Origin of the sequence: Enterobacteriaceae endosymbiont of Donacia fulgens (assembly GCF_012567545.1) — a bacterium.
Taxonomy (GTDB): domain Bacteria; phylum Pseudomonadota; class Gammaproteobacteria; order Enterobacterales; family Enterobacteriaceae.
Genome location: NZ_CP046182.1, coordinates 397,877 through 423,793 on the forward strand (window position 1 = coordinate 397,877; position 25,917 = coordinate 423,793).

General features: G+C 16.4%; 21 protein-coding genes. 14 read left to right on the forward strand and 7 right to left on the reverse strand.

Features of this window, described 5'->3' with window-relative positions; translation table 11 throughout:
* Positions 1 to 4 precede the first annotated feature (4 nt).
* Positions 5 to 472 (reverse strand): SsrA-binding protein SmpB, encoded by a 468-nt coding sequence (gene smpB / locus GJU05_RS01970; protein WP_208753950.1) that lies wholly within the window; start codon positions 470 to 472, stop codon positions 5 to 7.
* 213 nt (positions 473 to 685) lie between these two features.
* Between smpB and grpE the strand changes: the two genes are divergently transcribed.
* From grpE to rpmG, 3 genes are all read left to right on the forward strand, one after another.
* A complete protein-coding gene (grpE, locus tag GJU05_RS01975; protein WP_208753857.1) occupies positions 686 to 1,348 on the forward strand; it encodes a nucleotide exchange factor GrpE in 663 nt (220 codons plus the stop codon).
* Positions 1,349 to 1,449: 101 nt separating this feature from the next.
* Positions 1,450 to 1,668 carry a 50S ribosomal protein L28 gene (rpmB, locus tag GJU05_RS01980; RefSeq protein WP_208753858.1) on the forward strand — a complete coding sequence of 73 codons (219 nt, stop codon included), beginning with the start codon at positions 1,450 to 1,452 and terminating at the stop codon, positions 1,666 to 1,668.
* 9 nt (positions 1,669 to 1,677) lie between these two features.
* Positions 1,678 to 1,842, forward strand: coding sequence for a 50S ribosomal protein L33 (gene rpmG / locus GJU05_RS01985; protein ID WP_208753859.1), 165 nt, complete (start codon positions 1,678 to 1,680; stop codon positions 1,840 to 1,842).
* A 93-nt stretch (positions 1,843 to 1,935) separates the two neighbouring features.
* Here the strand turns inward: rpmG and rpmE are convergent, their stop codons facing one another.
* Complete coding sequence (gene rpmE, locus GJU05_RS01990; protein ID WP_168893216.1) at positions 1,936 to 2,157, reverse strand: 50S ribosomal protein L31; 222 nt, start codon at positions 2,155 to 2,157, stop codon at positions 1,936 to 1,938.
* 96 nt (positions 2,158 to 2,253) lie between these two features.
* Between rpmE and priA the strand changes: the two genes are divergently transcribed.
* From priA to nrdB, 6 genes are all read left to right on the forward strand, one after another.
* Positions 2,254 to 4,287, forward strand: coding sequence for a replication restart helicase PriA (gene priA, locus GJU05_RS01995; protein ID WP_208753860.1), 2,034 nt, complete (start codon positions 2,254 to 2,256; stop codon positions 4,285 to 4,287).
* Between the two features lie 58 nt (positions 4,288 to 4,345).
* Positions 4,346 to 6,229: a tRNA uridine-5-carboxymethylaminomethyl(34) synthesis enzyme MnmG gene (gene mnmG / locus GJU05_RS02000; RefSeq protein ID WP_208753861.1), complete on the forward strand. Its 1,884-nt coding sequence runs from the start codon at positions 4,346 to 4,348 to the stop codon at positions 6,227 to 6,229.
* A gap of 132 nt (positions 6,230 to 6,361) precedes the next feature.
* A complete protein-coding gene (locus GJU05_RS02005) occupies positions 6,362 to 6,562 on the forward strand; it encodes a hypothetical protein (RefSeq protein ID WP_208753862.1) in 201 nt (66 codons plus the stop codon).
* A gap of 322 nt (positions 6,563 to 6,884) precedes the next feature.
* Positions 6,885 to 7,091, forward strand: coding sequence for a hypothetical protein (locus tag GJU05_RS02010; RefSeq protein ID WP_208753863.1), 207 nt, complete (start codon positions 6,885 to 6,887; stop codon positions 7,089 to 7,091).
* Positions 7,092 to 8,053: 962 nt separating this feature from the next.
* Positions 8,054 to 10,336, forward strand: coding sequence for a class 1a ribonucleoside-diphosphate reductase subunit alpha (gene nrdA / locus GJU05_RS02015; protein WP_208753864.1), 2,283 nt, complete (start codon positions 8,054 to 8,056; stop codon positions 10,334 to 10,336).
* Positions 10,337 to 10,371: 35 nt separating this feature from the next.
* Complete coding sequence (gene nrdB / locus GJU05_RS02020; RefSeq protein ID WP_208753865.1) at positions 10,372 to 11,502, forward strand: class Ia ribonucleoside-diphosphate reductase subunit beta; 1,131 nt, start codon at positions 10,372 to 10,374, stop codon at positions 11,500 to 11,502.
* Positions 11,503 to 11,578: 76 nt separating this feature from the next.
* Here the strand turns inward: nrdB and GJU05_RS02025 are convergent, their stop codons facing one another.
* Complete coding sequence (locus GJU05_RS02025; RefSeq protein ID WP_208753866.1) at positions 11,579 to 12,970, reverse strand: basic amino acid/polyamine antiporter; 1,392 nt, start codon at positions 12,968 to 12,970, stop codon at positions 11,579 to 11,581.
* A 97-nt stretch (positions 12,971 to 13,067) separates the two neighbouring features.
* Positions 13,068 to 13,817 carry a Nif3-like dinuclear metal center hexameric protein gene (locus tag GJU05_RS02030; RefSeq protein WP_343034282.1) on the reverse strand — a complete coding sequence of 250 codons (750 nt, stop codon included), beginning with the start codon at positions 13,815 to 13,817 and terminating at the stop codon, positions 13,068 to 13,070.
* Positions 13,818 to 13,948: 131 nt separating this feature from the next.
* On the opposite strand from GJU05_RS02030, the gene GJU05_RS02035 reads away from it, so the two are divergent.
* Genes GJU05_RS02035 through rplS form a run of 5 tightly spaced genes read left to right on the forward strand, consistent with a single transcriptional unit; the run spans position 13,949 to position 17,268 of the window.
* Positions 13,949 to 15,322: a signal recognition particle protein gene (locus GJU05_RS02035; protein WP_208753867.1), complete on the forward strand. Its 1,374-nt coding sequence runs from the start codon at positions 13,949 to 13,951 to the stop codon at positions 15,320 to 15,322.
* 8 nt (positions 15,323 to 15,330) lie between these two features.
* Positions 15,331 to 15,570: a 30S ribosomal protein S16 gene (gene rpsP, locus GJU05_RS02040; RefSeq protein WP_208753868.1), complete on the forward strand. Its 240-nt coding sequence runs from the start codon at positions 15,331 to 15,333 to the stop codon at positions 15,568 to 15,570.
* 8 nt (positions 15,571 to 15,578) lie between these two features.
* Entirely contained in the window at positions 15,579 to 16,103 is a 525-nt protein-coding gene (gene rimM, locus GJU05_RS02045; protein WP_208753869.1) for a ribosome maturation factor RimM, read from the forward strand.
* Between the two features lie 33 nt (positions 16,104 to 16,136).
* Entirely contained in the window at positions 16,137 to 16,895 is a 759-nt protein-coding gene (gene trmD, locus GJU05_RS02050; RefSeq protein ID WP_208753870.1) for a tRNA (guanosine(37)-N1)-methyltransferase TrmD, read from the forward strand.
* Between the two features lie 16 nt (positions 16,896 to 16,911).
* On the forward strand, positions 16,912 to 17,268 hold the full coding sequence (gene rplS / locus GJU05_RS02055; RefSeq protein ID WP_208753871.1) for a 50S ribosomal protein L19: 357 nt from the start codon (positions 16,912 to 16,914) through the stop codon (positions 17,266 to 17,268).
* Positions 17,269 to 17,281: 13 nt separating this feature from the next.
* Here the strand turns inward: rplS and recD are convergent, their stop codons facing one another.
* From recD to GJU05_RS02070, 3 genes are read right to left on the reverse strand one after another with little or no spacing between them, the layout of a single operon-like run.
* Positions 17,282 to 19,153 (reverse strand): exodeoxyribonuclease V subunit alpha, encoded by a 1,872-nt coding sequence (gene recD, locus GJU05_RS02060; RefSeq protein WP_208753872.1) that lies wholly within the window; start codon positions 19,151 to 19,153, stop codon positions 17,282 to 17,284.
* 30 nt (positions 19,154 to 19,183) lie between these two features.
* Positions 19,184 to 22,726, reverse strand: a complete 3,543-nt coding sequence (gene recB / locus GJU05_RS02065; protein WP_208753873.1) for an exodeoxyribonuclease V subunit beta — start codon at positions 22,724 to 22,726, stop codon at positions 19,184 to 19,186.
* 15 nt (positions 22,727 to 22,741) lie between these two features.
* Entirely contained in the window at positions 22,742 to 25,912 is a 3,171-nt protein-coding gene (locus tag GJU05_RS02070; RefSeq protein WP_208753874.1) for an exodeoxyribonuclease V subunit gamma, read from the reverse strand.
* Positions 25,913 to 25,917 lie beyond the last annotated feature (5 nt).

Genomic DNA, 25,917 nt, shown 5'->3' on the forward strand with positions numbered 1-25,917 from the left:
AATTTTAAATATTTTTTTTTAAAAAACGTAATTTATTAAAATTCCATTCTTTATTTTTTAAAATATTTCTTTTATCGTATTTTTTTTTACCTTTAACAACAGCAATTTTTAATTTGCACCAAGATTTCTTCCAAAAAAGACCCATTACAACAATTGTAAAACCTTTTAAATTTATATAGTTTTTTAATAATTCTATTTCTTTTTTTTTTAATAATAATTGTTTTTTTCTATTATCATCATATTGTATATGATTACAAGCTGTAATAGTAGGACTAATATTTAAATTAAATACAAATACTTTATTATATATAAAACTTATATAACTATTAATAATATTTACTCTATTTAATCTTAAAGATTTTACTTCCCAACCTTGTAAAATAAGTCCTGCATTCATTTTTTCCTTAATAAAAAAATTATAAAAAATTTTTTTATTAAAAATAATATATTTTTTTTTTCCATTATAAAATATTTAAATATTAAATATTATTAATTATAATAGATTTATATGATAATTTCAATATATTATAAAATAATATATATTTTTTTTAAAAATATAATTTTTAAATTATATTTAATTATTATTTAATAAATTTTTAATATTTATTATTAATATAATAATATATTATTAATAATAAGTATTCTATTTTTAAAATTTTATATAAAAATTATATAAGGATAATATATGAAAAATGATGAATTATTAAATGATATAGAACAAAATAATATAGAGGAAAAAAATAATAATCAATTAAATGATTTAAATAAAAATAATAATATAAAAAATGAAACACTTATAAATAAGTGTGAAAAAAAAAATAATGTTGAATATTTAAAAAAAAAAAATGATAATTATAAACTTAAAATTTTTGAATTTGAAAATAAATTAAAAAAATATAAAAACGACATATGGGATTTAAAATTACGTTCTCAATCTGAAATTGAAAATATTAGACGTAGATCTTTATTAGATATAGAAAAAGCTTATAAATTTTCATTAGAAAAATTTATTAATGAGTTATTACCTGTAATAGATAATTTAGAAAGAGCTATTAATTTAAAAATAATAAAAAAAAATGAAATTAATTTATCTATAATAGAAGGTATTAAATTAACTTTAAAATCACTTTTAACATTAATTAAAAAATTTGGTGTTAGTATTATAGATGAAATTAATATACCTTTTGATCCTTCTAAACATCAAGCAATGTCTCTTATTGAATCAGATATTATTAAAGAAAACTATATTATAGAAATTTTACAAAAAGGATATTTTCTTAATAATCGATTATTAAGACCAGCTATGGTTATAGTAGCAAAAAATAAAAAAATTGAAAAAAATAATTAACATTTATTTTAATAATATGTTCATATACTATAAAATAGTTTATGAACATATTATTTATATGAATAATTTTTAAAAATTTATAAAAAATAAGGTATTAATAAATGACTAAAATTTGTCAAGTAACAGGTAAAAAAACTATAAAGGGTAATAATCGGTCTCATGCAATGAATGCTACTAAAAGAAAATTTTTACCAAATATTCATTACCATAAATTTTGGTTAGAAAAAGAAAAAAAATTTATAACTATAAGAGTATCAAAAAAAGGAATGAGATTAATAAATAAAAAAGGAATAGAAAATATTTTTTTATATAAAAAATAAGGTAATTTTATGGCAAAAAAAACACGTATTTTAATAAAATTAATTTCATCAGCTAAAACTGGTCATTTTTATACTATTACTAAAAATAAAAAAAATATAAAAAAATTAGAAATTAAAAAATTTGATCCTTATGTTAGAAAACATATATTGTATAAAGAAAAAAAGATTAAATAAAATTTAATTTCATTAAATTAAATATAAATTATATATTAATCAATAATGTTGTTTTTGTAATTAACAATTATTGATTAATATTTTTAAAAAATTTTATTCAAATATTTTAGAATTTTTAAATCTTTTTTTAAATTTTTCTACACGTCCTTTAGTATCTGTTATTTTTTGTTTTCCTGTATAGAAAGGATGACATAAATTACAAACATCTAAATTAAATTCTTTATTATTTTTTAAAGTTGATCTAGTATTAATAATATTACCACAAGAACATTTCATAGTAATTTTATTATACTGAGGATGAATATTTTTTTTCATAAATTACCAATAATATTTTTTTAAAAAACTATTATTTATTTTATAAATATATTTTTTTATTACAAGGTTATTTTATAAAAAATAAAATTTTAAATTATGAAAATCATTAAAGTAGTATTTAATAACACTATTATTTATAATAAATTTGATTATTTATTATCTAAAAATATACCAATTTATATTGGATGCAGAGTAATAGTACCTATAAAAAAAAAAAATTATATAGGTATAGTAATAAAAATACAAAATTATTCTAAAATATCCATAAAAAAATTAAAATTTTTATATAAAATTTTAGATAAAAAATCACTTTTTAATTCTTCAATTTTAAAATTTGCAAGTAAAGTTTCTAAATATTATAAATCTCCTATTGGATCAATTTTATTTCAAATATTACCAATTTTTTTAAGAAAAAAAAATAAATATGTTTTAAATTTAAAAGATAATTTACAAATTAATAAAATTAATATCACAAATAATAATAAAATAATAAAATTATATAGTTTGAAAAATATAGAAAATTTTAAAATACAAAATAAAAAAAATAATATATTAAATTTATTCCAAAAAAAATATTTTCAACAAAATTTTTTTGTTTGGATTACACAAGATAATATTATTTTTCTTGAAAAAATAAATATTTATTTAGATCTTATAAAAATAATTTTATCTCAAAAAAAACAAATACTAATAATAGTACCTCAAAAATATAATTTTTTAAATTTATATCAATATTTTATGTCTAAATTAAATATTTCAATTTGTTTATTATATTCAAATTTTTCAAATAAAAAAATATTATCTATTTGGGAAAATATAAAAAATGGTAAAATACCAATTGTTATTGGTACAAAATTTACTATTTTTACACAGTTTTTAAAATTAGGATTAATTATTTTAGTAGAAGAACATAATTTTATATATAAAAAAACAAATATATTTAAATATAATATAAGAGATATTGCTATTTTAAGAGCAAAAATAGAAAATATACCAATAATATTAAGTTCTAAAACATTAAGTTTAGAAACATTATATAATGTTAATATAAAAAAATTTAAATTTTTATTTAAAAATAATAAAAAAATATTATATAAAAATTTTTTTAAATTTATAATATTAGATATTAATAAACAAATATTACATTTAAAATTATTTTCTAAAATTTTAATAAAAAAAATACAAATATGTCTTGAAAATAATGAACAAGTTATTATTTATGATAAATATCAAGGTTATTCAAAATTAATTTTATGTTTTTTTTGTAAAAAACCATTAAAATGTATTAATTGTAATAAAAATTATATTTTTTATAAAAAATTATGGAAATTATATTGTATATATTGTAAAAAAAATATTAGTATGTTAAATTATTGTCCTTTATGTAAAAAAAATTTTTTTATACCAATTGGTGTTGGAAATGAACAATTAATTCAATTTTTAAAAAAATTATTTCCAAAAATATTAATCTTAAATATTAATAATAAAAATTTTTTAAAACAAACTTTTTTAATTAAAAATAATAAACCATCTATAATAATTTCTTCTCAAATTTTATATAAAGAATATTTTTATTTTTTAAAAAATAATTTAATTATTATTTTAAATATAGATAATATTTTTTTTTCAAAAAATTTTAGAGCAATAGAATATTTTTCCCAATATATTTTTAGTATATTAAATAATCATTTAGATATAAAAAAAAAAACAATTATCATTCAAACATATTATCCACAAAATAAAATTATTAAAGAAATTTTTAAAAAATATAATACATATTTTGATATATCAAATTTTCTTTTAAAAGAAAGAGAAGTAATGTTATTACCTCCTTTTACTAATCATATTATTCTAATATTAGAATCTAATAATAAGAAAATTTTATTAAATTTTTTAGATATTTTAAAAAAAAAAATTATGTTTAAATATATAAATGAAAAAGATTTTTTTATTATTGGTCCTTTATCATTAATACAAAATAAAAGAAAAGGATTATTTAGAAAACAAATTATTTTACAACATTTTCTTAAAAAAAGATTACAAATTATTATAAAATATATTATTTCTATTTTTAAAAAAATTATAAATTTTAATAAAATAAAATTAATAATTAATGTCGATCCAATATAATTTTAAATATTAAAATAGAATTATTTAATATTTTATACTTAAATAAGGTAAATATTTTATGTGTAATTTTAATAAATTTGATGTAATAGTTATAGGTGGAGGACATGCTGGAACTGAAGCTGCTATTGCTAGTGCAAAAATGCAAAAAAAAACTCTTTTAATTACAAATAATCTAGATACAATAGGGCAAATGTCTTGTAATCCGGCAATAGGAGGTATTGGTAAAAGTCATCTAGTAAAAGAAATTGATGCATTAAATGGTATCATGGCTACTGCAATTGATTATTCTGGAATTAATTTTAAAATACTTAATAGTAGTAAGGGTCCTGCTGTTCAATCAACAAGAGCACAAGCAGATAGAGAGTTATACAAATCTCAAATTAAATTACTTTTAAATAAAGAAAAAAATTTATTTATTTTTCAACAAGAAGTAAAAAAAATTATAATTAAGAATTATAAAATAATAGGAATTATTACTAATAATAATGATATTATAAATACAAAAATTGTAATTTTAACTACTGGTACTTTTTTAAATGGTAAAATTTTTATTGGATTAAATAATAAATTTAATGGTGGGCGAATTAATGATTCTACATCTACAGAATTAGCAAATTTTTTAAATGAATTACCCTTAAAAAAGGGAAGATTAAAAACAGGCACCCCCCCCCGTCTTGATAAAAGAAGTATTAATTTTTCAAAATTAGAAATACAAAATAGTGATAATCCTTTACCTTATTTTTCTTTTATTGGTAATGCTAAACAACATCCTAAACAATTACCTTGTTATATTACATATACTAATAAAAATACACATCAAATAATAATAGATAATATTATTAAAAGCCCAGTATATAGTGGATTGATTAAAAGTAAAGGTCCTAGATATTGTCCCTCTATAGAAGATAAAATTATTAAATTTCCTAATAAAGATAAACATCAAATATTTCTAGAACCAGAAGGTATATTTAGTTATGAAATTTATCCTAATGGTATTTCTACTAGTCTTCCTTTTAATATGCAATCTTCTATTATAAAATCTATTAAAGGATTAGAAAATGCATATATTACAAGACCAGGATATGCTGTAGAATATGATTTCTATGATCCTAAAGGATTAAAACCAACTATGGAAAGTAAATTTATAAAAGGATTATTTTTTGCAGGACAAATTAATGGTACTACTGGTTATGAAGAAGCTGCTGCACAAGGATTAATAGCTGGATTAAATGCTTCTCTTTTAATTGATAAAAAAAAAAATTGGTATCCATTAAGAAATCAAGCATATATTGGAGTATTAATAGATGATTTATGTACTTTAGGTACAAAAGAACCATATCGAATGTTTACTTCTAGAGCAGAATATAGATTACTTTTACGAGAAAATAATGCAGATATAAGATTAACAAAAATAGGATATAAATTAGGTTTAGTTGATAATTTACGTTGGCAAAAATTTAATGAAAAATTAGAAAATATAGAAAAAGAATATCAAAAAATTAAAAATTTTTATATTAATTCTAATGATAAAGAAAATAATAAAAAAATAAATTCTTTATTAAAAAATCCTATTAAGGACCATATAAATGGTATAAATTTATTAAAACGTTCTGAAATTAATTATTTAGATTTAATAAAATTAAATATTTTTAATTTTAAAATAAAAAATTTAGAAATTATTAAATATATTGAAACAGAATTAAAATATGAAGGATATATAAAAAGACAAGAAAAATTTATAAAAAAATTTAAAAAAAATGAAAAAATATTAATACCAATAAATATTAAATATTGTAATATAAAAAGTTTATCTCATGAAGCAATAGATAAATTTAACTTATATAAACCTTTTAATCTTGGACAAGCTTCTAGAATACCTGGTATAACACCTGCAGATATTTCAATACTATTAATTTATTTATTAAAAATTAAAAATAGTTAATATATATTAATTTAATATATTTTTTATTTAATTTTTAATTAATTTAAATAATTAATTAAAAATATTTTATTAAATCAAATAATTTAAATAAAATTTATTATTAAATATTTAAAATTTAATTATAGGAAATATATGATTTATGTTAAAAAAAAAATTAAATCTCTAGATGTTATTATTTTTGCTGCTGGTAAAGATACCCGTATATATTCTAATATATCTAAAGTATTACATACTTTAACTGGAAAACTTTTAATTCAATATATTATTATTGAAACATTAAAAAATATTAATAATTTAATTAATAATATATATTATAATATATGTTTTTGGTAAAGAAAAACTTAAAAAATTTTTAAAATATTAAACATATATTAAATGGATATGATATATCAACCAGATATAATTAGGTACTGGGGATACTGTAAAACAATTTTTATTAAATTTTAATAAAAATAAAAATATTTTAATATTATATGGAAATATTCCTTTTATTTTAAAAAAAATAATAATGAAATTATTATAATGAAAAATTTAAACAAGGTATTTCTTTATTTTCAGTAAAAATAAATAATCCTAAAGGATATGGTAGAATTTTACGTAATAAAAAAGATGATATAATTGATATTATTGAACATATAGAAACAAATCAAAAAAATTGAAGATTAAAGAAATTAATACTGGTATATTAATTATCAATAATATTTATTTAAAAAAATGGATTAATAAAATTAATAATAATAATCTAAAATTAGAGTTTTATATTACAGATATCATAAATTTAGTTTATAAAGATAAAAAAAATATTAAATGTGTAAATTCTAAAGATTTAATAAAAATTAAGGGTGTTAATAATCATTTATAATTATCACAATTAGAATAATTATATCAAAAAAAAACAAATTAAAAAATTACTTATTAATGGACTTAAAATTTTAAGTCCAAATAGATTTAATTTAAGAGGTTATTTAAAATATGTATTAGATGTTATAATAAAAGAAGATGTATTAATAATTGATGATTATGTAAAATTAGGAGATAGAGTAATAATAAGGAAAGGTTATATAATAAAAAATAGTATTATTACTAATGATTGTCAAATACTTGCTTATTCTATAATAGAAAATACAATTTTAGATAAAAAATACTAAATTGAACCTTTTAGTTATATAAATAAAGTTAATAAAATAAATAAAAAAAATAATATTAGTAATTATATAAATAGAAAAAAAATAATTATTTATAACAAATACTAAAGATAAAAAGTTTAATTATATTAAATTATATATAATAATATTTTATTATTTTTAATTTATTATGATTAATAATGTATTAATAAATAACATATAAAAAATAATTAACAAAATTATATTAAAAAATTTAATTTTTTTAAAAAAATTTAAAAAAATATTTTATTTTAAAAATATATAATTTTATAAAACAAAATTTTTTTTATAAAAAAATTATGTAATCAAAAAATTAAATTATTAATTACTAACTTAATTAGTACATTTGAATTATATATTATTTTAATATATAAATAATTTTTAAAAAAAATTAAATCTAATATGAAAAATATCTATTTTTTTAATAAATTAAAATAGTAATATTATTAAAATTTCTATTACTTTAATATAAAAGTATTAAAAAAGATATTTAGATAAATAATCTAAAAAATTTAGTAAAATCTATTAATTTTCAATAAAATATTTTTAATACAAAAAATTTTTTATTTTTTTAAAAAATAATTTTTAATTATTATTTTATTATATTTTTAAATTTATTAATAAATATTATTAATATTTTTATTTTAAAAAGGTTTTATATATGAAACAAAATTTATTTGTTATAAAAAGAAATGGTTATAAAGAATTAATAAATATAAATAAAATAAATTTATTATTATCTCGTACAGCAAAAAATTTAAAAAAAATATCCTTATCACAAATAAAAAAACAATTATATTTACAATTATATAATGAAATTAATACAATAAATATTCATAATATTATAATTAAAATTACAGCAGATCTTATTTCAGAAACAAATCCTGATTATCAATATATGGCAGCTAGATTAGCTATTTCATATTTACGAAAAGAAGCTTATGGAAAATTTATTCCTCCAAAACTATATATTCATATTAAAAAAATGGTTCATTTAAAAAAATACGATAAATTTCTTTTAAAAGAATATACTAAAAAAGATTTTTATTTAATGGAAAAATTTATTGATCATAATCGTGATATGAATTTTTCATATGCTGCAGTAAAACAATTAGAAGGAAAATATTTAGTTAAAAATAGAATTACAGGAAAAATTTATGAAAGTGCACAATTTTTATATATATTAATTGCAGCTTGTTTGTTTGCTAAATACCCATCTAATAAAAGAATAAATTATATAAAAATTTTTTATGATGCTATTTCCACATTTAAAATTTCTTTACCAACTCCAATTATGTCTGGTGTACGTACATGTACAAAACAATTTAGCTCATGTATTTTAATAGAATGTGGGGATAATATTGATTCAATTAATGCAACTACTAGTAGTATAGTAAAATATGTTTCTCAAAAAGCAGGTATTGGTATTAATGCAGGGAGAATTCGTGCTGTAGGTAGTCCAATTAGAAATGGTGAGGCATTACATACTGGATGTATTCCATTTTATAAACACTTTCAAACAGCAATTAAATCTTGTTCACAAGGAGGAGTTCGAGGAGGTGCAGGAACATTATTTTATCCTTTATGGCATTTAGAAATTACTAACTTATTAGTTTTAAAAAATAATAGAGGAATTGAAACTAACAGAGTAAGACATCTTGATTATGGAGTACAAATTAATAAATTATTATATCAACGTTTAATTAATGGAGAAATAATTACTTTATTTAGTCCTTCAGATGTTCCTGATTTATATGAATATTTTTTTTCAAATCAAAAAAAATTTAATAATCTTTATGAAAAATATGAAAAAGATATTAAAATTAGAAAAAAAACAATTAGTGCTGTAAATTTATTTTCTTTAATGATGCGAGAACGAACTTCAACTGGAAGAATATATATTCAAAATGTTGATCATTGTAACACTCATTCTGCATTTAATCCTAAAATAGCTCCAATAAAACAATCAAATCTTTGTTTAGAAATTACTCTTCCAACAAAAATTTTACATAAAATTGATGATCCTAATGGTGAAATAGGATTATGTACATTAGCTGCTATAAATTTAGGACAAATTAAAAATTTAAAAGAAATAAAAAATTTATCAGATTTAATAGTAAGAGCATTAAATTGTTTATTAGATTATCAAAAATATTTAATTCCTGCTGCAAAAAATTCTGCCTTAGGTCGTAGACCATTAGGTATAGGAGTAATTAATTTTGCATATTATTTAGCAAAAAATAATGTACGTTATTCTGATAATAGTGCAAATAATTTAACACATAAAACTTTTGAAGCTATACAATATTATTTATTAAAAGCATCTAATAATTTAGCTAAGATTAAAGGAGCTTGTCCTTTATTTAAGGATACAAATTATTCAAAAGGGATATTACCTATCGATACTTATAAAAAATTTATTGATAATCTTCATACAGAAAAATTACATTATAATTGGGAAAAATTAAGAAAGAATATAAAAAAATATGGATTACGTAATTCTACTTTATCAGCTTTAATGCCATCTGAAACTTCTTCTCAAATATCTAATGCTACTAATGGTATTGAACCACCTAGAGGATTTATTAGTATTAAAACATCTAAAAATGGTATTTTAAAACAAGTAGTACCTGAATTTTTAAAATTAAAAAAAAAATATGAATTATTATGGAATATACCTAATAATGATGGATATTTAAATTTAATAGGAATTATGCAGAAATTTATTGATCAATCTATTTCTTCAAATATAAATTACGATCCTAGTCGTTTTAATAAAAATAAAATACCAATGCAACAATTATTAAAAGATTTATTAATTTCATATAAATTAGGTATTAAAACTTTATATTATCAAAATACTAGAGATGGTGCTAAAGATAATCAAAATGAAAATATCTTACAAAATAATAATGGATGTTTAAATGGATCTTGTATAATTTAATTTTTAATAATTTTTATTATTATTTGGATAATTAAATGAGTTATACTACTTTTTCAAAAAAAAAAAACAATCAATTAAAAGAACCTATGTTTTTTGGACAATCTGTAAATATTGCACGTTATGATCAACAAAAACATTATATTTTTGAAAATTTAATTGAAAAACAATTAAGTTTTTTTTGGAGACCTGAAGAAATAGATATATCATATGATCAAATTCATTATCAAAATTTACCAAAAAATGAAAAACATATATTTATTAGTAATCTAAAATATCAAACTTTATTAGATTCAATTCAGGGAAGAAGTCCTAATATAGCATTACTACCTCTTGTTTCTATTCCAGAATTAGAAACATGGATAGAAACATGGTCTTTTTTTGAAACAATACATTCTAGATCATATACACATATAATTAGAAATATTGTAAATGATCCATCAATAGTTTTTGATGATATTGTTACTAATAATAATATTATTCTTCGTACAAATGATATTATCAAATATTATGATGAATTAATTAAAACAACTAATTATTGGCATTTATTTGGTGAAGGTAATTTTTTATTTAATAAAAAAAAAATTAATATTAATTTATACGATTTAAAAAAAAAATTATATTTATGTTTAATGAGTGTTAATATTTTAGAAGCTATTAGATTTTATGTAAGTTTTGCATGTTCATTTGCTTTTGCTGAAAGAGAATTAATGGAAGGTAATGCTAAAATTATTAGGTTTATAGCCCGTGATGAATATTTACATTTAATAGGTACTCAATATATCATAAATATGATGCAAAAAGGAGAAGAAGATAAAGATATGGCAAAAATTGCAATTGAATGTCAAAAACAATGTTATCAATTATTTATTGATGCTTCTATACAAGAACAAAAATGGGCAGAATATCTTTTTTCTAATGGATCAATGATTGGGTTAAATAAAAATATTTTATGTAAATATATTAAATATATTACTAATATTAGAATGGAAAAAGTTGGTTTAAAAAGCCCATTTTCTATAAAAAAAAATCCTATTCCATGGATTAATTCTTGGTTAATATCAGATAATGTCCAAATGGCACCTCAAGAAGTAGAAGTAAGTTCTTATTTAATTGGCCAAATTGATTCTACAGTAGATATTAAAAAATTTAAAAATTTTAAATTATAATTTTATTATTATTTTATGACTGTTATTTTAACATATAACAGTCATATTATATTTTAAATTAATTAATTAATTATTATTATTTAATTAAAAAATATAAAGAATAAAAAGATATTAATAATAAAATAAAACAAAAAAATTTTTCTATTTTATTTAAAAATAAAATATTTGGATTATTAATTTTAGTTAATATTAAAAATATTAATCCAGGAATGTATAATACTAATGATAATAATAAATTTGTAAATCCTGCTGCATATAATAACCATATAGAATAGATACAAGAACCTAAACTTATAAAAAAATTAAATTTATTTTTTTTTCTAAAAGATATTTTTAATAAATATGCACCTACTAAAAAATATGGTACTAATATCATTTCAGATGCAATAGTTAATAACTTATTATAATTTACTTTAGAGATCCAGATTAATATTAAACATAATTGCATACTAATATTAGTAAACCATAAAGCATATGATGGTGCATTATTACAATTTTGTTTAGATAATATCTTAGGAAATATATTATTTTTAGAAGCAATACATGGAACTTCTGCTGCCATAATAGTCCAGCTTAAATAAGCTCCGCATACTGATATAATTAATCCTATTGCAGTAAATAAATTACCAAATTTACCAATTAAAATTGTCATTAGCCCTGCCATTGAAGGATTTTTCATACTTGCTAAATCTATTCTATTCATAATTCCAAAAGATAATAAAGTTACTAATGAATATATAAATAATGCAATAATCACTGCTAATAAAGTAGCTTTACCAACATCATTTTTATTTTTTGCTCTAGATGATAAAATCACAGCTCCTTCTACTCCAATAAATACCCATAAAGTAATTAACATTGTATTTTTAATTTGTTTTAACAGAGAAATATTTAAATAATATCCCATTAAATCTATTTGAAATTTTTTAAAATTAAAAGCGATAAAAGATAAAAGAATAAAAATACTTAAAGGTATTAATTTACATAATGTAGTTATTTTATTAATGATAGATGCAGTTTGTGCTCCATTAAGTAATAAAAAATGAACTAACCATAATAAAATTGATGCTCCTAATATAGATTGCCATGTATTACCATTACTAAAAATAATATTTTTTGGAGTATCAATAAAAAAACTAATAGCAGAAAATACGATAACTAAATAAGAAACATTTGCAATAATAGCACATAACCAATATCCCCATGCAGAAAAAAATCCAATTAAATTACCAAATCCATTTTTTGCATATGAAAAAATTCCTCCTTGAAGATCAGGTTTTATTTTATTTAATAATAATAATGTTGTAGCTAAAAAAATAATTCCAATCCCAGTGATAATCCATCCTATTATTAAAGCTAAAGGACCAGCAATTATAGCCATATTTTGTGGTAAACTAAATACTCCAGCTCCTAACATAGAACTAAGAACTAATGATGTAAGTGATATTAAATTTAATTTTTTATTCAAAATAATTCCTTTTTTATAAAATTATTAATTTTAATTATTTAGTTTTAATTTTTAATTTAAAATTAAAAATTTAATTAAAAGTAAAAAAATATTATTTTTATACTGGATTATTTATATTAATAAAATTAGTATTTAATTTAAATTTTTTTTTTAACCAATTACCTAGCATAATAACTCCACCTTTTTCAGTTGCATGATGTCCAGCACTAATAAAATGAATTTTATTTTCATTTGCAATATGAAAATTCATTTCTGATACTTCTCCTGTAATAAAAACATCTATATTATATTTTATAACTTTTTCTAAAAATTTTTGTCCTGCTCCACTACACCAAGCAATTTTATAAATTTTTTTTGGAGCATTTTCTCCGAAATGTAACGGTGTTCTATTTAATTTATTTTTTATAATAAAAAGAAATTTTTTTATACTAATTTTATTTTTTAAATATCCATAAAAAACAAAAGGATTAATTATACCTTTAAAATTTATATTTAAAATTTTAGCTAAATAAATATTATTTCCTATTTGTTGATTAATATCTAAAGGAAGATGCCAACTATATAAATTAATATTATTTTTTAATATTGTATATATTCTTTTTTTTTTCAATCCTCTAATAACTGAAGATTCATTATTCCAAAAATATCCATGATGAACTATAATAGCATCTGTCTTTAATTTTACAGCAATATCTAATAATTTTTGGCAAGCACTAACTCCCATTATAATATTTTTTATATATTTTTTACCTTCTATTTGTAATCCATTCGGTATATAATCTTGTATACTAAAATTAGTATTTAACTTATTATTAATAATAATTTCTAATTCTTTATTTTTTATCATTTTATTTTATTAAAATTTATTTTATTTATAAAATAAATTTATGTTTTTTAGTCTTAGGAAATTAATAATTAATTTTTTAAAATAAAACAATATTTTTTGTAAAATAAATAAAATTTATGTGAGGAATGTAAATGTTTGAAAATTTAAGTAATAAATTATCTAAAATATTATCAAGAATTAGAAATTATGGACGTTTAACAGAAAAAAATATTCAAGATACTTTAGATGAAATCTATATTAATTTATTAGAAGCTGATGTTGCATTAGAAGTAACTAAAAATTTTATTAATAAAATTAAAAAAGATGCTATTGGTAAAAAAATTAATAATAATTTTACCCCAGGACAAGAATTTATAAAATTAATACATAAGAATTTAATAAAAATTATGGATTCTTCTGATAAGAATATTAATCTTGCAATTCAACCTCCAGCTATAATATTATTTATAGGATTACAAGGTGTAGGTAAAACAACTAGTGTTGTAAAATTAGCATATTTTTTAAAAAAAAAATATAAAAAAAAAGTTTTAGTAGCATCAACAGATATATATAGACCAGCAGCTATACAGCAATTAAAAATTTTAGCAAAAAGTGTAAAAATTGATTTTTTTGATATAAATTTAAATCTTTCACCAATAGAAATATCCGAAAAAGTACTAAATTATGCTAGAATAAACTTTTATGACATATTAATTATAGATACAGCTGGTAGATTACATATTGATAAGAAAATGATGAAAGAAATAAAAAATATCTCTAATTTATTATGTCCTATAGAAATTTTATTTGTTATTGATGCAATGACAGGACAAGATTCAATTAATAGTGCTAAAAAATTTAATGAATTATTACCAATAACAGGAATTTTTTTAACTAAAGCTGATAGTGATACTAGAGGGGGAGCTTTTTTATCTACAAAATATGTTATAAAAAAACCTATTAAATTTGTTGGTAATGGAGAAAAAATAAATAATATTACAATATTTTCTCCTGATATAATTGCTTCTAAAATATTAGGTATGTCTTCTGAATTAGCTGTTATTGAAAACATCAAAAAAAAAATTAATTTCAAAGAAAATCAAAAAATAATTAATAAATTAAAAAGTAAAAAAACATTAGATTTTAAAGATTTTTTAGAACAATTAGAACAAATAAAATTAATAGGTAATAAAAATATTTCTTTTTTATTAAACAAAATGAAAATGAATAATATTCAATATCCTACAAATTCTATAATAAATATTATGAATATAGACGATTCAACTATAAAAAATATTAAAGCAATAATGACATCTATGACTAAATCAGAAAAACAAAATATTAACATACTTAATTATTCTCGGAAAAAAAGAATATCATTAGGATCAGGAGTTTCTATTTTAAAAATAAATGTTATACTAAAACAATATAATCAAATGAAATTAATTAATAAAAAAATGAAAAAAAATAATAATATTAATAAAATAATAAAATATGTAAAAAACTTTTTTAATTTTAGAAAATAGGAGTAAATATGATTAAAATTAGATTATCTAGAAAAGGTATAAAAAAAAAACCTTTTTATCAAATAATTGTTACTGATAGTAGAAATTCTAGAGATGGACGTTTTATAGAAAAATTAGGTTATTTTAATCCTTTTAATTCTAAAAAAAATTGTAAAAAAAAAATAATAAAATTTAATAAAGATAGAATTAATTTTTGGTTATCTAAGGGCGCTATTCTCTCAAAAAGAGTATATAGTTTAATAAAATAAATTTATTCATGAATATTTTAAATAAAAAAATAATTTTAGGTAAATTTGGTAAAATTTATGGTATTAAAGGATTAATTAGATTATTTTCTTACACTGAAAAAAAAAAAAGTATTTTTTTATATAAAAAATTATTTATTATTAATAATATAAAAGATATTTTTTTTATAAAATTTAATAAATATAAAGATAAAAAAAAATATTTTATTGTTAAAATTAATAATGTTAATAAAAATGAAGATACTATTAAATTTATCAATCATGAAATTTATATTTTTAAAAATGAATTAATAAAATATAAAAAAGAAAAAGAATATTATTGGGATGAGATAATTGGATGTTATATATTAAATAATAATAATATTAATATAGGTAAAGTTATAAATATTATAACAATAAAATTATATGATATACTTATTATTCAACCTAATAACTTATATATGAAAAAAAAAATATTAATTCCTTTTATTGAACCTAATATAATTAAAAATATAGATTTAATAAATAAAATTATTAAAGTAAATTGGGATTTTTAATTTCTTAAAATAAAAAAATAAAAAATAATAATTATGTGGATTAGTATTATTAGTTTATTTCCAGAAATGTTCAAAAAAATTATAAAATATGGATTAATTCATAAAAGTATAAAAAAAAAATTACTAAATATTAATTTTTGGAATCCTAGAGATTTTATAAAAAATAAATTTAGTAAAATAGATTCTAATATTTATGGAGGTGGTGGAGGAGTTATATTAAAAGCAGAACCATTAATAAAATCTATTTATAAAGCAAAATTAGAAATGAAAAATAATGTTAAAATAATTTATTTATCTCCACAAGGTAAAAAAATTAATATTGCTTATATAAAAAAATTAGTATCATATAACAAAATGATATTTATTTGTGGAAGATATAAAGGTATAGATGAACGTGTTATTAATAATTTTGTAGATGAAGAAGTATCTATTGGTGATTATATTCTTAGTGGGGGAGAATTACCTGCTATGATATTATTAGATATATTAGTAAGACAAATACCTGGTGTATTAAATAATATATCATCTGCTAATACTGATTCTTTTTTTAATAATGGTTTATTAGATGCTCCTAATTATACTCATCCTAAAAAATTAACAAATTTAAAAAAAAATATTGTGCCTTCCATATTATTATCAGGAAATCATAAAAAAATACAAGAATGGAAATTACAACAATCTTTAGGAATAACTTGGTTAAAAAGACCTGATTTATTAAGAAAAAAGAAATTAACAAAAAAAGAGAAAATTTTATTTCAAAATTTTAAAAAATCTTATTTAAAAAATAAATAATTTAATGGAGTTAAAGATGAATAATATTATTTCTTATGTAGAAAAAAAACAAATAAAAAATTATAATAAATTTCCTATATTTAGATCTGGAGATACATTAGAAATAAAAATTTGGGTTGTAGAAGGATTAAAAAAAAGACTTCAAAATTTTGAAGGTATTGTTATTTCTTTAGTTAAGAAAAATAGTTTTAATTGTTCTTTTACAATTAGAAAATTATCCAATGGTATTGGAGTTGAACGTGTTTTTCCTTTATATTCTAAAATAATTCATTCTATTATAATTAAAAAAACAGGTCATGTAAGAAAAGCAAAATTATATTATTTACGTAAATTAACAGGTAAAGCAGCTAGAATTAAAGAAAGATTACTTTAACATTTAAATAAAATTATTTATAAATAATTTTTTCTATATAATGAAGTATTTTTTTTTTAATATTAGAAAATCTTTTAATTTTTAATTTTATTGCTTTATAAAAAATTGATTTGTGACTATAAATATTTATTTTTTTTTTAGCTCTAGTAATTGCAGTATAAATTAATTCTCTAGTTAAAATAGGATAAAATTTATTTGGTAATACTAATGATATTTTTTCAAATTCTGATCCTTGAGATTTATGTGTAGTTATTGCATAAGCTATATCATAAGGAGGTAAATTTTTGATAGATATCACTTGATATTTATCATTAGCTAATAAAAATTTTATTTTTAATTTTTTATCATTTTCATCAAAAAAAGTGATTCCAATATCTCCATTAAATAAATTTAAAAAATTATTATTTTGGTTAATAATAATTGGTCTTCCTATATACCAATTATGATATTTAATATTATTTATTAATATTTTTTTATTAAATAATTCTTGTTCTATAATATTATTAATTGTTTTTGTACCAAATAAACCATGTTTAACTGCACATATAATTTGATAATAATTAAATTTTTGCAAAATATTTTTATGATTATGATTTTTTTTTAAAAAAATAAAATATTTTTTATACTCATTAATAAATGAGTTAATCATGAATTTATAATTTTTTTCATTCATAATATTAATATAATTAATATCATTATATTTTTTTAATAAAAATAATTTTTTAATTTTTTTTATATTACCTTTTTTAATCATTATAGCTAATTTATTAATACCAGAATTATTTGGATATCTATAATTATGTTGTAATACAGTAATAAAATTACGGAAAAAAAAATTTGGAATATTATAATTTTCTTGTAATTTATTATTAGTTATACTATTTAACCATATAAAATATTTTCTTGTAAAAAAAAAATTTTTAAAATAACATAAATCTTTAAACATATTACCATACTCTATTGAAGGTAATTGATATTCATCTCCTAATAATATTAATTTAGTTTTTTTAGATAAAGATTTTAAAATAATAGACATTAAATTAAAATTAATCATAGATGCTTCATCTATTATTAATAGATCTAAATTTAATTTATTTTGAGAATTATATAAGGTATCTTCAGTATAGATTTTCATTTTTAATAAATTATGTATAGTAGTTGCTTTTTTTGGAATATTTTTTTTTTCGTTTTTATTTATTAAATTTAAAGATATTTTTTTAAAAAAGTTGTTTATAGATTGAGTTAGTCTTACAGAAGCTTTACCAGTAGTTGCAACAACCCTAATTTTTAAAGGATTGTTAAAAATTTTTATAAATGTAAAAATTATTTTAGATATTATACTTGTTTTGCCAGTTCCTGGAGATCCACTAATAATACTAATTCTATGTGTTAAAGCAGCACAAATAGCTTGTTTCTGAAAAAAATCATCTTTATTATTATTAATAAATAAAAATTTTAATATATTTTTAATTTTATCTTGTTCTACTAACATACATTGATTTTTAAGAAAATTTTTTACTATTGTATTTTCTTCATCCCATATTTTATATAAATAAAGGCAATTATCTTCTAAAATAATAGGAGTAATTTTTTTACCATTACTAATAATTTTTTTATCTAAAAATAATATATTTTTCCAATTTGTAATTTTATTTATTTCTTTTATTTTTTTTATAAAAAATTTATTTTTTTGATTTTTAATATTTATATCTAAATATAATTTAGATATTGGTAAACAAATATTACCTTTACTAATATTATTACTAAGTAATGTAATTGAATATTTTAAAAATTCTTGTTTCTTTGTTGTGAATATAGATGCAAAATAAAGATCAATTAATCTAATAATACCTATTTCACATAATTTTTTTAAAAAATATTGCATATATTTTATTTTAATATTTTAAAAATAAATTTAAACAAACAGTTGATTTAATTTATTAATTAATTTTAAAGATGGTTTTGTTATCCAAATACCATTTTGATTTTTTTTATTATTAATTCCTCTAATATATAAATATATTACCCCCCCAAAATGTTTTTTATAATTATAATTATTAATACGATATTTTAAATATTTATGTAAAGCTAATGAATAAATTTGATATTGTATATCATAACGATTGAAACATATATCATTTTGAATATATTTTTTTTTATAATTTTTATAATTATTACCTAACCAAGTGGATTTATAATCTATAATATAATATTTTTTTCCCCATAAGAAAATTAAATCAATTATACCTGATAAAAATCCTTCTATTACTTTAAATTTTAATTTATATAAATGACAAGAAATTAAATCATATTTACTTATAAAGTTATTATATTTAGTGGAAGAAAATGATTTTTTAATAGATAAATAAAATTTAAATTCTGTTTTTTTATTTTTATTTTCTATTTTATTTAGAATAATATTTTCATTACCTATTGGTTTCTTTAAAATATTATTAAACCAATTAGTTAGCATAATATGCCAAGTAAAATTAATATTATTTTTTATTAGTTCTTTTTTAATAAATTTTCTAGAAATAATTTGGGTAAAATCTAGTTTTTCTAAAATATTATGTAATATAATTCCTATTTGTTTACCATGAGGAAAATTATATTGTGTTTTTTTTAATTTTTCTTTATTTAAATTTGAAAATATATTTTTTAGATTAATATTTAAATAATTAAAATTAATATTTTGTTGTTTTTTTATCTTAGAAAAATTAGATATTGTTTTATTTTTAAAAAAAAAATTATTAATTTTCTGTGTAAATAATAATTTTTTTTTTTTTTTTTTTAAAATTTTATTATCTATTTTTATTAATTTTTTTTTTTTTACAATTTTAATCGAAATATCTTTATTTTTTAAATTATTTAAAATTTTTTCTAATTCTATATTAGAAATATTATTTTTTTTTTTAAGTAAAAAATCTAAAGAATTAAAATATTTTAAATATAAATTTAATTTTTTTAAGTTAAAAAATTTAATATTAGCAATACCAATACTACAATGGAAAATTGATCTTGTTAATGAAACATATAATAATCTTAAATTTTCAGCAAGTGATTCTTCTAAAAAAAATTTTTTACTTTCTTCATCTTTTTTAAAATCTAAAATTAATTTAAAATTTTTTCTATCATGATAAATGATAGCATCTTTATTTATAGATTCTATAATATTCGAAGAAATAAATGGTAACCAAACAATAGGAAATTGTAATCCTTTTGATTTATGTATTGTCATAATTTTTATTTTATTAATATTATAATATAATTTTATTTGTTTATTTAATAAATTTTTATTAGTATGTATAATTTGTTCTGATAACCAATCTATAATTTGATTATAATTTATAATATTTATACATGATGTTTGAATTAATTCTCCTAAATATAAAATATTTTTTATTTTTTTTGCTATAAAATTATTAATAAAATTTTCTTTATAAAAAATAGCATCTTTTATAAAAATTGTTTCTAACATAGTTAAAATACCATATTTCTCCCAAAGTAATTTATAATTAATAAATTTATTAATTATTGTACTTATATAATTTTTTTCTTTATTATCTATAAAAAAAGATAAATTAACATTAAATAATGCACTTGATAGAAGATTAATAATCTTTTGTTTATTTGGTTGTAAAATAGTTTTTAACAATAAAATTAGTTCTTTTGCTTCTTGTTTTTCAAATATATTGTCTGAATTAGATAAATAAATAGAAGGTAATTTGAATTTAATAAATTCTTTTTGTAAAATATATGCTTCAAAACGATTTCTTACTAAAACTGTGATATCTGAAATTTTAATTTTTTGATTTTTATTATTTTTTTGTAAAAATGCTTGATTTTTATTTCCTAAAATTATTAATTGACATATTTCATATGCACATGTATATGCTATTTTTTGTTTATATGAATTAATATCAATAATTTTATTAATAAACCAGAAAGTAATCCCAGGTTTAATTTTTTTATTAATGATAAGATTATAGTTTAATTTTTTATTTGTATATCTAATAGGATAAAAAATAATATTTTTAAATAAAAAAGGATAAGTTCTATAAGAAAATATTTTATTTATACTATTTACCATAGTACTAGAAGAACGCCAGTTATTTTTTAATGTATAACGTTTTTTTATTTCAAATGAAGCTTTTAAATAAGTAAAAATATCAGCTCCTCTAAAAGAATAGATAGATTGTTTTGGATCACCAATTAGTATAATTATACTATTTGATTTATTAATATAAATTTTTTTTAAAATATTATATTGTTGTATATCTGTATCTTGAAATTCATCTACTAATATTATAGGAAATAATTTTTTTATATCTTTTGCAATTTTTATACCATATGGGCTATTTAATCCTTTATTTAAAATAATTAATAAATCATTAAAACTTATTTCATTATTTTTTTCTTTTTTTTTTATTACATATTGATTTATATATTTAATAGCTTTTAAAATTATTAAAAATTTTAAATTATTAAATTTTTTTAAAAAAATATCTATATATTTAAATAAAATATATTTTGGTATTTTAATATTATTAATTGTGTTATTAATTAATAATTTTTGAGAAAATTTAGATAATTCTTTAGGATAAAAATTATCTTTACTTTTTGTTATACTCCATAAATTAATAATATTTATCCATTTATTTATTAAATTTTTATTATAAATATGTTTATTAACATTAGAATTAATAATAATGTTAAATATATTATTTTTATATTTTATCCAATATTTTTTTATTATTTTAATATATTTTAAATTTTTATAAAATTGTATATAAAAATTTTTATTTTTAATTAGATATTTAATTTTTGGAAAAGGTTTTTTTAGTAAAAAAGGGCTTATTGTATTTAATAAATCAAAAGGAGATTTCCAATAAAAAAAAACTATTCTTGCTATTTTTTTTGGTAATTTATAAAAATATTTTCTCCAAAAATTAATAGAAGCTTCTTGTTGTAAAGTTAATTCATCACTAATAATTTTTTTATTAGAAAAAAAATCATAAATTTCATAATTTTTAAAATTTAAAATTTTTTGACAAAAAGAATGTATTGTATAAATAGATGCATTATTAATATTTAATTCAGCTTTTAACAATAAATTATTAGCTACTTTATAATCTTTAATTTCTTTTATAAAATTATTTATAATATCATATTTACTTTTTTTTTCTAAACATCCTTTTCTTAAAATATTAATACTTTTCTTTATTCTTTTACGTAAATTTTGTGTTGCAAGGTCAGTAAAAGTTACTACTAAAATTTGTTCTACAGTTAATGGTAATACATTACAATTTTTTTGATGTAAACCTAAAAGCATTCTTAAATATAAGATAATAATAGTAAATGTTTTTCCAGTACCAGCAGAAGCTTCAATAAGATATTGACCTTTTAAATTTTCTTTAAATGGATCAAATTCTTTTAATTTTATTAATTTTTTTATCATTTTATTAAATCTAAATTAATTATTATAATATAATAAATCATTCATCCATTTTTGAATTAATTTTTTAATTTTTATCCATTCTTTTTCATTTAAATTAAAATTTAATTTTTTAAAATATGGATCATTTTTTTCATTAATAAAGTTATTATTATTCCAATAATAGAAAAATTTTTTTTTTGCTTGTTTTTGTATTAATAAATCATTATTAATACATTTTTTTTTTTTATCATAACAAGTATTTATCCAAATCCAAGAACTTTTCATAGGTAAAAAGATAGGATGATTTATACCAGACAAATAACCATTTATATATTTTTCTAATAAAAAAATAGCTTTATTTTTTGTTAAAAATTTAAAATTATATTTTGTTTTTTTTAAACCATAAATAAATAAATTTATTTTTTTATTATCAATATTATTTGCACATAAAATTAAATATTTAATCCAAAGACTAATAATAGTTTTAATATCTATTATTTTAGGTTCAAATTTAATTAAACCTTTTTCATAATTAAAAAATTTTATTTTTCCTTTTAAAATAATATTTAAAATTTTAAAATTAATTGTATAAATCTTTTCTATATATTTATACTTCTGAAATTGATTATTAAACATTTGATTAATTTTATATATTTTTTCTTCCCACCATATTTCTCCATAATAACCATAAGGTAAAATACCATTATTTAAATAAAAATAGTATAAATCATTAATGTTTTCATTTAAAATTAGTGTACGTAATATTTTTTTATTTATAATATATTCTTGTAAATAATTAATAGTAAATGGTTCTGTATTAGATACTTTTATTTTATCCAAATTTTCTAAATATATTCTCAATCCTTGATTAAAATATCCTTTAATTGGATGTTTCCAAAAATTAATTAAATTATTAATTTTTAATTTAATAATTTTTATTGGTTTATTTATAATAATTTTATTATTAACTATAACATCAAGTTTTTTTTTATTAAAAAAATTAATATTTTTATATTTATAATTTCTATAAAAATATTTAATAATATTATTATTAATTATTTTTTTTTTAAAAAAATAATTTTTAGAAATATATGATAGTAATTTTTTTACTATACTAGATAAATTATTATTAATTTGTTTATTATCAGTAAAACTAATAAATAATTTATTTTCTGTAGAAATAATTATTTTTAAAAATAAATTTTTTTCTTTATCTAAATAATTATTTTTATAAATATTATTTTTTAATAAATCAAATGTAATAGGATATTTTTTTTTTGGAAAATAATCATTATTCATTCCAATTACAAAAATTTGTTTAAAAAATATATTTTGAAATATATTTAAAGGACAAAAATTAATCTTATTTATAGAAAATAAGAAATTTTCATTTTTTTTTTTAATAAAAAATTTAACTTTTTTTATAATTATTTTAATTGAAATTTTTTTTTTATATTTTATATCAATACCTTGATCAAGGAACAAAAAAATTTTATTTAAAATAAAATAGATATTTTTATCTATAAACTTATTTTTAGGAAAAAAATTTTGATAAAGTTTTAATAAAATATTTTTCCATTGTTTTAAAAAATATTTTTTATTAAGTTTATTTTTCCATTTTTCTAATTGAATTAAAAAATAAAGAAATTTACCTATTAATTCCTTTGATAATCCAATAGATATATTATATGGAATTAAATTTTTCCATTTTCCTATATTTTGATTTAAAGCAAATCCCAAAAATATACGATAAATACCTAATTTCCATGTATATTGATCTTTAGGTAAATTAATATTATTAAAATTTTTAATATTTAGACCATATTTAATTCCTAAATCTTTTATCCAATAATGTAAATATTCTAAATCATCTTTATTTAAAAGAAATTTATTAGATATATAATCATCATCTAATAAAAAAAATATTTCTTTAGGAGTTAAATCTTTATAAGATATTTTTAATAAAAATAAAAATTTATTTAAAATATCTAAATTTTCTATTTTATTCTGATTAGAATATATATTAATAGGTATATTAATATTTTTAAATATTGTATTAATATAAGGAATATATAATTTTAAATTAGGAGATAAAACAATAATATCATGTAAAAAATAATCTTGATTATTTTTTAGAGTATATAGTATATTATTATATAATAATTCTGTTTCGGTATAAAGATCTTCACAGATATTTATCTGAATAGATTTATCTAAATAATTAATTTTTTTTTTATATTTTAAATTATTTTCATTTAAATATAAAATGTCATTTTTTATATTATCTAATAAACTTAGATTTTTATTTTCTATAAAAGTTTCAATATATCTAGATGATAAATTTATTAATTTGTTTATATTATTTAAACAATAATTACCCCAAGAAAATAATAATGTATTAAAATTAACATTTTTTTTCTTATTAATATAAGTATATTTAGAAATATTACCCCAATAATATTTAGAAGGATTACATATTAAAATGTGTATTTCTATGTATTTTTCTATTTTTTTTAATAAATTTAAATGTATTAAAGGAATATTTTGTATATCTAATATAAAAATTCTTTCTGGAATTAAATTATATTTAAATAATATATTTTTTTTATATTTTTCATAAAAATAAAATAATTTACCATAATGCCATAATTTTTTATCTAAAGTATTTTTATAATATTTTAATAATGTTCTCCATAATTTAGCTTGCCATATTTGATGTTCATTATTTATAGTTAAAAAAAATTTTTTTTTTTCCCATAAAAATAATAATTCTGGTTTATATTTTTGATAATCATTATATAAATTAGAAATTTGAGTAGATATTTGAAATAAATAATTAAAATTTTTAATTTTAGATCCAAATTTTTTTTTAAAATTTATAAATTCTTTTGTAGATATTAATGTAGGAATTAATAATAATATTAACCAAACAATATTTTCCTTATATAAAATATTATTTTTAGATATATTAGGTACAATTTTTATAAAAGTATTCCAAATAAATTTATCAAAAGTAATAAATTTAATATTACTATATATTCCTAAAATTTTTGAAAAATTAATTTTAATTAATTTAGAAAAATTTTTATGTTTATCATATAAGATTATTTCTGGATTTAAAGGATTTTTTAAAGGATTTTTTTTAATTTGTATTTTTATTATATTTAATAAAATATTAATATTATTTGAATAATAGTTTGTAAACATATTAA